This is a genomic window from Mesorhizobium sp. U510 (assembly GCF_059180695.1).
On sequence record NZ_CP180532.1, the window covers coordinates 4759219 to 4771270 of the forward strand.

The 12052-nt window shown below is 62.4% G+C and carries 10 protein-coding genes; 3 read left to right on the plus strand and 7 right to left on the minus strand.

Annotated elements, in window-relative coordinates; all coding sequences use genetic code 11:
- Position 1: 1 nt before the first annotated feature.
- Entirely contained in the window at positions 2 to 1678 is a 1677-nt protein-coding gene (locus ACLGL5_RS24850) for an NAD+ synthase (RefSeq protein WP_069092247.1), read from the minus strand.
- A 151-nt stretch (positions 1679 to 1829) separates the two neighbouring features.
- On the minus strand, positions 1830 to 2546 hold the full coding sequence (locus ACLGL5_RS24855; RefSeq protein ID WP_019858364.1) for a DNA-3-methyladenine glycosylase I: 717 nt from the start codon (positions 2544 to 2546) through the stop codon (positions 1830 to 1832).
- Between the two features lie 86 nt (positions 2547 to 2632).
- On the opposite strand from ACLGL5_RS24855, the gene ACLGL5_RS24860 reads away from it, so the two are divergent.
- Together ACLGL5_RS24860 and ACLGL5_RS24865 are read left to right on the plus strand one after the other, a co-directional pair.
- Positions 2633 to 3196: a DUF1003 domain-containing protein gene (locus tag ACLGL5_RS24860; protein WP_064985701.1), complete on the plus strand. Its 564-nt coding sequence runs from the start codon at positions 2633 to 2635 to the stop codon at positions 3194 to 3196.
- Positions 3193 to 3780 carry a DedA family protein gene (locus tag ACLGL5_RS24865; protein WP_038647009.1) on the plus strand — a complete coding sequence of 196 codons (588 nt, stop codon included), beginning with the start codon at positions 3193 to 3195 and terminating at the stop codon, positions 3778 to 3780. The genes ACLGL5_RS24860 and ACLGL5_RS24865 overlap by 4 nt, the downstream gene beginning before the upstream one ends.
- A 23-nt stretch (positions 3781 to 3803) precedes the next feature.
- On the opposite strand, the gene ACLGL5_RS24870 is transcribed toward ACLGL5_RS24865, so the two are convergent.
- Together ACLGL5_RS24870 and ACLGL5_RS24875 are read right to left on the minus strand one after the other, a co-directional pair.
- Positions 3804 to 4163, minus strand: coding sequence for a diacylglycerol kinase (locus tag ACLGL5_RS24870; protein ID WP_019858368.1), 360 nt, complete (start codon positions 4161 to 4163; stop codon positions 3804 to 3806).
- 78 nt (positions 4164 to 4241) lie between these two features.
- Positions 4242 to 4658, minus strand: a complete 417-nt coding sequence (locus ACLGL5_RS24875) for a GFA family protein (protein WP_064985753.1) — start codon at positions 4656 to 4658, stop codon at positions 4242 to 4244.
- Positions 4659 to 5073: 415 nt separating this feature from the next.
- Between ACLGL5_RS24875 and ACLGL5_RS24880 the strand changes: the two genes are divergently transcribed.
- Complete coding sequence (locus ACLGL5_RS24880; RefSeq protein WP_069092248.1) at positions 5074 to 6144, plus strand: diguanylate cyclase; 1071 nt, start codon at positions 5074 to 5076, stop codon at positions 6142 to 6144.
- Positions 6145 to 6227: 83 nt separating this feature from the next.
- On the opposite strand, the gene ACLGL5_RS24885 is transcribed toward ACLGL5_RS24880, so the two are convergent.
- The 3 genes from ACLGL5_RS24885 to mfd all read right to left on the minus strand — a co-directional run bounded on the left by ACLGL5_RS24885 (position 6228) and on the right by mfd (position 11998).
- The gene (locus ACLGL5_RS24885; RefSeq protein WP_223217725.1) at positions 6228 to 6797 is read right to left on the minus strand and encodes a DUF4337 domain-containing protein; all 570 of its coding nucleotides are present in this window, start codon (positions 6795 to 6797) and stop codon (positions 6228 to 6230) included.
- Positions 6798 to 6991: 194 nt separating this feature from the next.
- Positions 6992 to 8365 carry a class II 3-deoxy-7-phosphoheptulonate synthase gene (locus ACLGL5_RS24890; protein WP_019858372.1) on the minus strand — a complete coding sequence of 458 codons (1374 nt, stop codon included), beginning with the start codon at positions 8363 to 8365 and terminating at the stop codon, positions 6992 to 6994.
- A gap of 135 nt (positions 8366 to 8500) precedes the next feature.
- Entirely contained in the window at positions 8501 to 11998 is a 3498-nt protein-coding gene (gene mfd / locus ACLGL5_RS24895; protein ID WP_069092249.1) for a transcription-repair coupling factor, read from the minus strand.
- Positions 11999 to 12052: the final 54 nt, after the last annotated feature.

Genomic DNA, 12052 nt, shown 5'->3' on the forward strand with positions numbered 1-12052 from the left:
CTTACCCACGATCCCTGAAACGGTTGGTGATGGGATAGCGGCGGTCGCGCCCGAAATTCTTCCGGGTTATCTTCACACCCGGTGCCGCCTGCCGGCGCTTGTATTCGGCGATGTAGAGCAGGTGTTCGATGCGCGTCACCGTCGCCCGGTCATGGCCGCGCGCGACGATGTCGTCGACGCCCATCTCATTCTCGACCAGGCATTCGAGAATGTCGTCCAGCACCGGATAGGGCGGCAGCGAATCCTGGTCGGTCTGGTTCTCGCGCAACTCCGCCGACGGCGCCTTGTCGATGATATTCTTCGGGATGACCTCGCCCGATGGCCCGAGCGCGCCCGGCGGCACATGGCTGTTGCGCCAGCGCGACAGCGCGTAGACCTGCATCTTGTAGAGGTCCTTGATTGGATTGAAGCCGCCGTTCATGTCGCCATAGATCGTGGCATAGCCGACCGACATCTCGCTCTTGTTGCCTGTCGTGACCACCATCGAGCCGAACTTGTTGGAAATCGCCATCAGGATGGTGCCGCGCGCGCGGCTCTGCAGGTTCTCCTCGGTGATGCCTTCCTTGGTGCCCTCGAAGAGCTGCGTCAGCGCATGCAGGAAACCTTCGACCGGCTCGAAGATCGGCACAATGTCATAGCGGCAGCCGAGCGCGCGGGCGCAATCCTCGGCGTCCTTGAGCGAATCCTTCGAGGTGTAGCGGTAGGGCATCATCACCGCGCGCAGCCGCTCTTCCCCGAGCGCGTCGACGGCAAGGGCCGCGCAGATCGCCGAATCGATGCCGCCGGACAGGCCGAGCACCACATTCTTGAAGCCGTTCTTGTTGACGTAGTCGCGCAGGCCCAGCATGCAGGCGCGATAGTCGGCCTCCTCCCGCTCGGGGATCTTCGACATCGGCCCTTCCGAGCAGACCCAGCCGTCCTCCCCGCGCTTCCACGTGATGACGTCGACCGCTTCCTCGAACTGGCTCATCTGGAAAGCCAATGTCTTGTCGGCGCCGATGGCAAACGATGCGCCGTCGAAGATCAGCTCATCCTGGCCGCCAAGCTGATTGGCATAGGTGATCGGCAGCCCGCATTCGATGACCTGACGGATGACCACCTGGTGGCGGACATCGATCTTGGCGCGATAGTAAGGCGAGCCGTTCGGCACCAGCAGGATTTCCGCCCCGCTTTCCGCCAGCGATTCGCAGATGCCGACATCGCCCCAGATATCCTCGCAAATCGGAATGCCGATGCGCACGCCACGGAAATTGACCGGTCCCTGGATCTCGGGTCCAACCTGGAACACGCGCTTCTCGTCGAACTCGCCATAATTCGGCAGGTCGAGCTTGTAGCGTTCGGCGATGATCTTGCCGGCGTCGGCGACGATGATCGAATTGTGCGTGCCGCTCTTACGCTTCAGCGGCGTGCCGATGATGACGCCGGGGCCGCCATCCGACGTATCGGCGGCAAACTCCTGCGCCGCCTTTTCGCAGGCCTTCAGGAAGGCCGGCTTCAGCACCAGATCCTCCGGGGGATAGCCGGCAAGGAAAAGCTCTGTGTAGAGCACGAGATCGGCGCCCTGGCGCGCGGCATCCGCCCTCGCCTCGCGGGCCTTGGCGAGATTGCCGGCGACATCGCCGACGGTCGGGTTAAGCTGGGCGATCGCGATGCGCAGTATGTCGGGCTTCTTGGTCATGCCTGCTGACTTAGCGCGGCAAAATTCGCCTCGCAATGGCGTTCGCTTGGACCAACCCCGGACCGATTGACATGGTCAATCGTGTCGGACCGATTGACGTGGTCAATCGTGTCGGACCGATTGACGTGGTCAATCGTGTCGAGACCGTCGATCAGTCGTCGCCCATATATTCGCGCAACGACTGCGGAGAATGGTTCTCGCCGATCGACATCGCCAGGATGCGCGAAATGTGCCGGCGCGGCAGGCCTGTGTCCGCCACCCATTGATTGATCTGGGCCTGGATCTTGTCGAGATCCTTCTTCGAGGTCGGGCTTTCGGCGATGTCGAGGCCGGCGTCACGAAGCGCTGCCGCCATATCGGCCGAGATGACGAAGGCGTCCCAGCCCAGCCAGCGAAGGAAATACTGGCCTGTATTGCCGCCCAGTCGGCTGCCATGCTTGCCGAGATAGGCCATCAGTCCGACCTGGTCGTCGGCAGGCCAATTGGCGAGGAATTCGCCGAAGCCGCCATGCTCCTTCGACACGCGTTCGACGAAGGCAGCGTTGTCGCGGACGGATTTGATTTTCTGCGGGTTGCGCACGATGCGCTGATCGGAAGCCAGATCGTGCCAGAAATCGTCAGGCTGGAACAACAGCCGCTTCGGCTCGAAGCGCAGAAACGCCTCTTCGAAACCGGGCCATTTCTGCTCGATGACGCGCCAGACGAAACCGGCGGCAAAGATCCGCTCGGCCATGGTCGAGAGAATGCGATCGTCCGGGATATCGGCGACCGCGGCATTGTCGGGCACTGGCCCGAGCAGCGTTGCAAGCTCCGCTTCGCCGCCCTTGCGTTTTGCCGCGCGCAGGCGAATTTTCTGGAAATCGGCCATGGGTCCCTCGCTGTTGGCTTGAATGTAACACTTCCCGCGAGAGGCGGCAGCCTCTACGTCTATCTCCACCGACGACGGAGACGGCCATGTACAAGACAATCGACGACCTGGCGAACCGCTGGCTCAAGCGACGGCCGGACGGCCTCAGCAAGTTGGAGAGCCGGGTGCTGCAATCGACGCTCGAGCGCACCACGATCTCCAGGGACACCAACAAGGCGGTCGCTTTTCACCAGACCTTTGGCGACCGCCTTGCCGATACGATCGCCCGCATCGGCGGCTCCTGGTCCTTCATCATGGGCTTCATCGCTTTCCTGATTGTCTGGACAGTTGGCAATGTCTGGCTTCTGACGCGCGATGCCTTCGACCCCTACCCGTTCATCTTCCTCAATCTGGTGCTGTCGATGGTCGCCGCCTTGCAGGCGCCGGTGATCATGATGGCGCAGAACCGCCAGACCGAACGCGACCGCATCGACGCCGCCCACGATTACGAGGTCAATCTGAAGGCCGAGATCGAGATCATGGCGCTGCACGAGAAACTTGATGAACTGCGCCACAGCCAGATCATCGGCATGCGCGACGAGATCGTGCGGCTGGCGGAAGCGGTCAAGCGCATCGACGAGAGGCTGGCGCGGCAGCAGTCGGCCTCATGACCGAAGCGATCCATCATTTCATCGAACAATATGGACTGCTTGCCGTCTTTCTCGGCTGCGTCGCCGAAGGGGAAAGTGCTGCCATCCTCGGCGGTTTCTTCGCCCACCAGAATGTTTTCGTGCTGTGGCATGCCATTGTCGCGGCAGCGCTCGGCGCCTTCGCCGGCGACACCTGCTTCTTCATCCTGGGCAGAAGTTTCGCCGACAACCGCCATGTCGTCAGGTTGCGCAGGCGGCCGGGCTTCCGCCGCGCCTACCGTCTGCTCAACACCCATCCCAACATCTTCGTGCTGTCGAATCGCTATGTCTACGGCATGCGCCTGGTCGGTGGCATCGCGGCCGGCCTGTCGACCATAGCAGCACCCCGCTTCGTCATTCTCAACGCCATCTCATCGACGATCTGGGCGGTGCTGTTCAGTACGATCGGCTATGTCTTCGGGCTCGGCGCCGAGCATTTCGTTGGCCAGGCGCTGATGCGCCACGAGCGGCTGTTCATCGGGCTCGGCATTGGCCTCACCGTGGCCGTGCTGGCCTGGCTTGTCGCCCGCCACATCGCCAAGCGGGAACGTCGCCGGGAGCAGTGATGCCGCCGGCCTCACTCGGAAGGTCAGATCGGAAAGCCGGTGAGCCGCTCGATGAGCGCAATGCCCCAGACGCCGGCGACGATGACCACCGAGATCAGCACCGCCAGCGAGCCGCAATCCTTGGCCAGTTGGATGTCGACATTGAACTCCCGGCTGAAGGCATCGCAGGCCGCCTCGATGCCGGTGTTCAGCACCTCGACCATGATCAGCAACAGCACCGCCCCGATCAGCAGGGCATAACCGCGCCAGGAGACCGAAACGAACCACGCCGCCGGCAGGGCGAGCACCAGCAGCATCAGTTCCTGCTGGAAAGCCTTCTCGCTGGCGGCCAGCTTGCGAAACGCCCGCACCGAATTGAAAAAAGCGTCGATCAGCCGCTGCATGCCCAAACCTCATTCCGAGTTATCGGCACGAGATAAAGCAACGGCCCGATCAAGGGAATAAGGCGTCTCGTCCAAAATTCATTCAGCGACCGCTATCGAAGGCGTCGACTTTTCAAACTGCGGCAGCCCGTCGTCGATCGAATAATAGTCGCCCTTGTCACCAACAAAGATATGACAGTCGCCCTTGAGACCTGTCGGCTTGTCGAACGCTCCCGCCATGACCGAAATATAGTCTTGAGCCCTTGGCTTCCAGAAAAGCACGGACCCGCATGTCCTGCAGAAGCCGCGCCCGGCGAAAGCGGACGCTTCATACCATGTGATGCTTTCCGTGCCTTCGATAACGATGTCGGCGTCGGCGACGTTGGTCGCGGCATAGAAATGCCCGCTTTGCTTCCGGCATTGCGAGCAATGACAGTAGACGACGCCGCGCAATGCTCCCCTTGTCCGGAAGCGGACCGCGCCGCACAGGCATGATCCCTGGTGACTGTCACTCATTTCGGCACTCCCTGGAGAAACCTCGCCCAACATCGTTGCCAGGATTCCAGCTTTGCGGTGGTTGCGCGCAAGCAAATGCGACATCGATTGGCATGACGGATTCGAAATTCAGTTTCATTTCCATCAGCACAACGCCCGGATTTCGAAGTCAAAGCCTTCAAAACTGGGCTCTGTCCCGCGATGGTGGTACAAAATTTATGCTTCTACAGCCACAGGTAGCGAAAAACCTGTGGAAGTCGTGCGGATTAAGGAAACTTTAGCGCCAACGCATCTATGGTCACGCCAAGCGAAGATGGCGGGTGGGGACGCGTCTCTTCGCAAGATGTTCTGGACGATCAGGTCGCGCTCCCCAGGTCGGCGATCAATGGAACCCGCAAATTCCGCGCCGGGATCCGAGGGGAAGAGTGGATCAGACATGCAGCCGGCAGCCGCCACAACCGAACGAAGCACCGACATCGCAGCCACGGTTGTTGCCACCATGCGCCAGCTTGGCGTCCTCGGCCTGCCGCGCAATTACGAAATCTTCTACGAGGCATTGAGCGGCACCAACCGCGAACTCAGTCTCGCCGTCGTGTCGCTGAGCAGCCGGCCGACGCAGGACGAGCTGGATCAGATCGGACGCGCCTTCTTTGCCCAGAACCACGGCCCCGGCATCGTCGAGCATGCGCGGGACGTCATCGCTAGGGAACTCGAGGAGGTCGCGGCGCTTTTGCGGAGCGAACGCAGCCACATCGAAAAATACGGCAGGATCCTCGACGAGACATCGAATGGCCTGAGTGGCCGCAGCCTGCTCTCGCAGGATCTTCTGCAAAAAATCGCCAACGCCATGGCCGTTGCCACCAATTCGACGATCGATCACGGCAAGCAGATCGCTTCGACGCTTAGCGACAAGACGGCCGAACTCGAAAGCGTCAAGTCGAAGCTCGAGGAATACAAGCGGCTGGCCGATACGGATCCGTTGGCCCAAATCTGGAACCGCCGCGCCTTCGACAAGGAAATCACCCGGATCTACACCAGCAACAAGGGCATCCTGTTCAACGCCTTGATCCTTGCCGACATCGATCGGTTCAAGGACATCAATGACCGCTACGGCCATCCTGTCGGCGACAAGATCATCCAGATCATCGCCGAGATTTTCCAGACCAGCATTCGCGGCGACATGTTCGTCGCCCGCACCGGCGGCGAGGAGTTTGCGCTGATCGTCGAGGGTGCCAGCGAAGACGCCACCTACGAGATCGCCGAGCGCATTCGCGCCCTGATCGAGCAGACGCCGTTCACCAGCAGCCAGACCGGCATGAATTACGGCACGGTGACCGTCTCGATGGGCATCTGCATGGCATCCGAGGCCGAAGGCCCGGAGGACCTCTACACCAAGGCCGACCGGGCGCTCTACCGTTCGAAAGTGAGCGGCCGCAACCGCGTCACCAAACATTCGACGATGGCCGGCCGCGCCGGCAAGAGCTGGCTGCTCTACAAGAAGGACTGACGCCAGTCGCCGTCGACAGGCAATGCGGGCCTCTTCCCAATTGGATGGCGATGCCCGGCCGGCTCAATCAGACATAGACGAATTCAGAGATAGGCGAAGCCGGCCGCGATCACACCCAGGGCGCCCAGCGCCAGCGAGCCGATCCACGGCCAGCGCTTGCCACGGGTGATGATGGAGAGCGTCGCGACGGCGATCGAGATGTGCAGCAGCGTCACCGCCAGCGTCAGGACATGATGACGTCGTTCGCGCACGTCGCTATCGCGCAGCTTTTCGTCGACCTGCTTTTCAAATTCGGTCGCCTTGGCCTGGATCTCTGCACCATCGGCTTCATTGCGCTTCGCGGCGGCCTGAAATTGGTCGGTTCCTGGGCCACCCGTCGCCGCCGCGATCTCATAGCTGTTCTTCTTGATGCTCTTTGCCTGGAAGAAACTCCACTGATCGCTGGCCTTGTTCTGGAGATAGGCCGCCTCGCTCTTGTCGTTTATCGCCTCCGCGGTTTCGAGCGACTCGAAGCTGCCGACCGTCGCGGCGAGAACCGCCAACACCGCTATTGTGACGGAGACCGTGGTCAGAAAGGGATTGCCCTCATGCGCGGCATGTTCGGCATGCTCGGCGTTCTCGAGGTGCTCCTGGGTAGCGTCTTCCATCGCCATTCGTCGAATCCTTGCCACCGATGATCGGGTCGAGCGCGAACCTTCACCCCAATCTTGGTTTTGGGGAGGTCGCGTCAGCATAAATTTTCGTAAGGTTTGACGCGACGACCGTGTGGCGAACATCGTCCCGGAACAAGGAAAGGCGCCGGATTTCTCAGGCGCCTTCGCATGTTGGTCGTTTGGGATCGGCAGGATCAGCCGTTGACGGCCTGCTTGTGCTGCACCGGATGGCTTTTCTTCAGGAGATCCGACACCAGGAAGGCCAGCTCGATCGCCTGATCGGCATTGAGGCGCGGGTCGCAATGCGTGTGGTAGCGGTCCTGCAATTCCTCGGCCGTGATGGCGCGCGCACCACCCGTGCATTCGGTGACGTTCTTGCCGGTCATCTCGACATGGATGCCGCCCGGATGCGTGCCTTCGGCGCGGTGCACCTCGAAGAAGGTCTGCACCTCCTTCAGGATGCGGTCGAACGGCCGCGTCTTGTAACCGGCGGCTTCGATCGTGTTGCCATGCATCGGGTCCGACGACCAGACCACGCTGCGGCCTTCCTTCTGCACCGCCCGCACCAGCTTCGGCAGATGGTCGGCGACCTTGTCGGAGCCGAAGCGGGCGATCAGCGTCAGCCGGCCGGGCTCGTTCTCGGGGTTGAGCAGGTCGATCAGCTCCAGCAAGCCGTCAGCGGTCAGCGACGGGCCGCATTTCAGGCCGAGCGGGTTCTTGATGCCGCGGCAATACTCGACATGGGCATGATCGGGCTGACGTGTGCGGTCGCCGATCCAGATCATGTGGCCTGACGTGGCATACCAGTCGCCGGAGGTCGAATCGACGCGGGTCAGAGCTTCCTCATAGCCAAGCAGCAGCGCTTCATGGCTGGTGTAGAAATCGGTCTCGCGCAGCGCGTAATTGGTCTCCGAGGTGATGCCGACGGCCTTCATGAAGTCCATTGTCTCGGTGATGCGGTTGGCGAGCGACTCGTACTTTTCGCCCTGCGGGCTGTCGGCGACGAAGCCGAGCATCCAGCGATGCACGTTCTCCAGGCTGGCATAACCGCCCTGGGCGAAGGCGCGCAGAAGGTTGAGCGTCGCCGCCGACTGGCGGTACGCCATTTCCTGGCGGGCAGGATCGGGAATACGGGACTTGGCGTCGAATTCGATGCCGTTGATGATGTCGCCGCGATAGCTCGGCAGCGTCACCTCGCCCTTGGTCTCATTGTCGGACGAACGCGGCTTGGCGAACTGGCCGGCAACGCGACCGACCTTCACCACGGGCTGTGCGCCGGCGAAGGTCAAGACGACCGACATCTGCAGGAAGACCCGGAAGAAGTCGCGGATGTTGTCGGCGCCGTGTTCGGCAAAGCTTTCGGCGCAATCGCCGCCCTGGAGCAGGAACGCCTCACCGGCAGCGACCGCCGCGAGTTGCTTCGTCAGCTTGCGCGCCTCACCGGCAAAGACCAGCGGCGGAAAGGTGGCGAGCTGAGCTTCGGTGTTCTTCAGCGCGGCAAGGTCCGGATAGGCAGGAACCTGCTTGATCGGCTTTGCTCTCCACGAATTCGGCGACCATTTCGTCATCGCTGCACCCAACACTCTTTCCGGCGAGCACCCTCGCCCGCCTTTTCCGCCCCTATATGGGTTGGCGGCTCCATACACGAAGCCGATTTCCTATTCTAGACCGGAATTTCAGCACTGGCGAATGGGTCGGGTGGGCTACACAGCCTTCTCAACAAGGCGCGCCAGTTGCGTCATGACCACCGCCGAGCCCGCCAGCCGCTTCTCGGCGGTCGGCCAATCGCGGGTGAAGACGACGCTGTGGTCGGGGCGGATCTTGGCCAGCGAACCCTGCTCGCCGATGAACTTGACCAGGGCGACCGGGTTGGAGAACTCGCGCTTGCGGAAATGAATGACGACGCCCTTCGGGCCCGCATCGAGCTTCTCGACATTGGCTTTGCGGCAGAGCGCCTTGATGAAGACGATCTTCAAGAGATGCTTCACCTCGTCCGGCAGCGGGCCGAAACGGTCGATCAGTTCGGCGCCGAAAGCGTCGATCTCCTCGGTGTTTTCGAGGTCGCCGAGGCGGCGGTAAAGCGCCAGCCTGAGCTGCAGGTCCGGCACATAACTTTCCGGGATCATCACCGCCGTGCCGACGGCGATCTGCGGCGACCAGCCGCCATCCTGGACCTCGCCGGAATCCTTCACCTCGGCGACGGCCTCTTCCAGCATCTGCTGGTAGAGCTCGAAGCCGACCTCCTTGATATGGCCGGACTGCTCTTCGCCCAAGAGATTACCGGCACCCCTTATGTCGAGATCGTGGCTGGCGAGCTGGAAGCCGGCGCCCAGCGTGTCGAGCGACTGCAGCACTTTCAGCCGGCGCTCGGCCGTGTCAGTCAGTTTGCGGTTGGCCGGCAGCGTGAACAGCGCGTAGGCGCGCACCTTGGAGCGGCCGACGCGGCCGCGCAACTGATAGAGCTGCGAGAGGCCGAACATGTCGGCGCGATGGATGATCAGCGTGTTGGCGGTCGGGATGTCGAGGCCGGATTCGACGATGGTGGTCGACAGAAGCACATCGTATTGCCCATCATAGAAGGCGTTCATGATGTCGTCGAGTTCGCCTGGCGGCATCTGGCCGTGGGCCACAGCCACTTTCAGTTCGGGCATCGATTCTTTCAGGAAATCATGGATTTCCGAGAGATCGCTGATGCGCGGGACGACATAGAAGGAGTGTCCGCCACGATAACGCTCGCGAAGCAGCGTCTCGCGAATGACCAACGGATCGAAGGGCGAGATGAAGGTGCGCACCGCCATGCGGTCGACCGGCGGCGTGGCGATCAGCGACAGTTCGCGCACGCCCGTCAGCGCCAGTTGCAGCGTACGCGGGATCGGCGTCGCCGACAGCGTCAGCACATGGACATCGGTCTTCAGATCCTTCAGCCGTTCCTTGTGCTTGACGCCAAAGTGCTGCTCCTCGTCGATGATCAGCAGGCCGAGATTCTTGAACGAGATCGAGGAGCCGAGCAGCGCATGGGTGCCGACAACGATGTCGACCTGCCCCTCGGCCAGAGCCTTCTTCGTCTCCGCCAGTTCCTTGGCACCGACCAGCCGCGAGGCCTGCGCGACGCGGACGGGAAGGCCCGAGAAGCGCTGGGAAAAGGTCTTGAAATGCTGGCGTGACAACAGCGTCGTCGGCACCACGACCGCGACCTGGAACCCTTCCATCGCCGCGATGAAGGCGGCGCGCAGTGCCACTTCGGTCTTGCCGAAGCCGACATCGCCGCAGATCAGCCGGTCCATCGGCTTGCCGGCGCCGAGGTCATCCCTGACCGAGTCGATGGCCGTCTGCTGGTCGTCGGTTTCCTCATAGGGGAAACGCGCGGCGAATTCGTCATAGAGACCTTCGGCCGGCACCAGCGCCGGCGCGGCGCGCATCTGCCGCTCGGCGGCGATACGGATCAGTTGCCCGGCCATGTCGAGCAGGCGCCGCTTCAGCTTGGCCTTGCGCGACTGCCAAGCGCCGCCACCCAGCTTGTCCAGCGTCGCCTCGGCGGAGTCGGAGCCATAACGCGACAGAAGCTCGATGTTTTCGACCGGCAGGAACAGCCGGTCATCGCCGGCATAGTGGATTTCCAGGCAGTCATGCGGCGCGCCGACCGCCTCGATGGTGCGCAGGCCGATGAAGCGGCCAATGCCATGGTCAGTGTGGACGACGATATCGCCGGCCGACAGCGCAGAGGCCTCCGCGATGAAGTCGGAGGCGCGCTTCTTGCGCTTGGAACGCCGGATCAGCCGGTCGCCCAAAATATCCTGTTCGGCGACGACGACCAGTTTTTCGGTCTCGAAGCCGGATTCAAGCGGCAGCACGGCCAATGCCGCCTGCCCCGGCTCGAGCTGTTCGGCTTGCGCCAGCGTCTCGACCTGCTTGAGATTGCCCAGATGATGCTCGGTGAGGATCTGGCCAAGCCGGTCGAGCGAACCCTCTGTCCAGCCGGCGATGACAATACGCCGACGTGCCGCGCGCTCGTCGGCGATATGCCTGACGACGACATCGAAGACGTTGATATTTGGATCGGCGCGCTCCTCGACGAAGCTGCGGCCATGGCGCGAGCCGGCGTGATAGACCTTTTTCGCGCCGGCATCGGGCGCGTCGAAGGGCGTGAAGTCGATCGCTTCGCGTGGACCGAGCGAGGCGATCAGGTTCTCCGGCGAGAGGTAGAGCAGATCCGGCGCCACCGGCTTGTAGGGCACGGCATCCTTCAGCGCAGCATCGGCCTGCTTTTTGCGCGCTTCATAGTGATCGAGGATCAGTGTGTGGCGCTCGGCCAGCGCCTCATGCGCCAGATGGTCGAAAACCACAGGCGTATCCGGCAGATAGTCGAACACCGTCTCCAGCCGCTCATAGAAGAACGGCAGCCAATGCTCCATGCCGGCGAACCGCCTGCCCTCACTGACTGCCGTGTAGAGCCCGTCGTCGCGCTGCGGCGCGCCAAAGGCTTCGATATAGGAGCGGCGGAAGCGGCTGATGGTTTCAGGCGTCAGCGCCACTTCGCTCATCGCCTGCAGCGCCATCGACTTGCGCTGGCCGGTGGTGCGCTGGGTGGCGGCATCGAAGACGCGGATCGATTCCAGCGTGTCGCCGAAGAAATCGAGCCTGAGCGCCTCGGTCCAGCCGGGCGCGAAAAGGTCGAGAATGCCGCCGCGCACCGCGAACTCGCCGATGCCGCGAACTGTCGGCACCCGCTCGAAGCCGGACGTTTCCAGCCGCGCAATCAGCGCGTTCATGTCGATCTGGTTGCCAGGCCTGGCATGAAAGGTCTGTGCCTCGACCAGATCAGCCGGCGGAATGCGCTGCAGCAGCGCATTGGCGGTGGTGAGGATGACGGCGCGATGCGGCTTCTTCGCCAGCGCGATCATGGCCGTCAGCGCGTCGAGGCGCTTGGCGGCGGCATCCGAGCCGGGCGAGACGCGATCGTAGGGCAGACAGTCCCAGGCCGGCAGTTCCAGCACCGGCAGTCCGGGCGCGGCAAAGGCCAGTGCCTCGATGATAACAGGCAGGCGCTGGCCGTCGCGCGCCACGAACAGCACCGGCTTGTCGGGCGCGATCTCGAATGCGGCCTGCACCAGTGCAAACGCCTCGTATCCATCGGCGACACCATCGACGATGAACTGGCCGGCACGGCCTTTCGGCAGACCAATGGTGGGAATGAGGCTCATCAAATCACGGTCTTTGTTTGTCGCAATTCCTGTGGGGAAAACCGCTTCGCACTT

What these genes read in the sequence shown, in the direction of transcription:
- ACLGL5_RS24890 (WP_019858372.1), bottom strand. Translation starts at nt 8,365, where the DNA reads ATGACGAAATGGTCGCCGAATTCGTGGAGAGCAAAGCCGATCAAGCAG.
- ACLGL5_RS24860 (WP_064985701.1), top strand. Translation starts at nt 2,633, where the DNA reads ATGTACAAGACAATCGACGACCTGGCGAACCGCTGGCTCAAGCGACGG.
- ACLGL5_RS24880 (WP_069092248.1), top strand. Translation starts at nt 5,074, where the DNA reads ATGCAGCCGGCAGCCGCCACAACCGAACGAAGCACCGACATCGCAGCC.
- ACLGL5_RS24850 (WP_069092247.1), bottom strand. Translation starts at nt 1,678, where the DNA reads ATGACCAAGAAGCCCGACATACTGCGCATCGCGATCGCCCAGCTTAAC.
- mfd (WP_069092249.1), bottom strand. Translation starts at nt 11,998, where the DNA reads ATGAGCCTCATTCCCACCATTGGTCTGCCGAAAGGCCGTGCCGGCCAG.
- ACLGL5_RS24875 (WP_064985753.1), bottom strand. Translation starts at nt 4,658, where the DNA reads ATGAGTGACAGTCACCAGGGATCATGCCTGTGCGGCGCGGTCCGCTTC.
- ACLGL5_RS24865 (WP_038647009.1), top strand. Translation starts at nt 3,193, where the DNA reads ATGACCGAAGCGATCCATCATTTCATCGAACAATATGGACTGCTTGCC.
- ACLGL5_RS24870 (WP_019858368.1), bottom strand. Translation starts at nt 4,163, where the DNA reads ATGCAGCGGCTGATCGACGCTTTTTTCAATTCGGTGCGGGCGTTTCGC.
- ACLGL5_RS24885 (WP_223217725.1), bottom strand. Translation starts at nt 6,797, where the DNA reads ATGGCGATGGAAGACGCTACCCAGGAGCACCTCGAGAACGCCGAGCAT.
- ACLGL5_RS24855 (WP_019858364.1), bottom strand. Translation starts at nt 2,546, where the DNA reads ATGGCCGATTTCCAGAAAATTCGCCTGCGCGCGGCAAAACGCAAGGGC.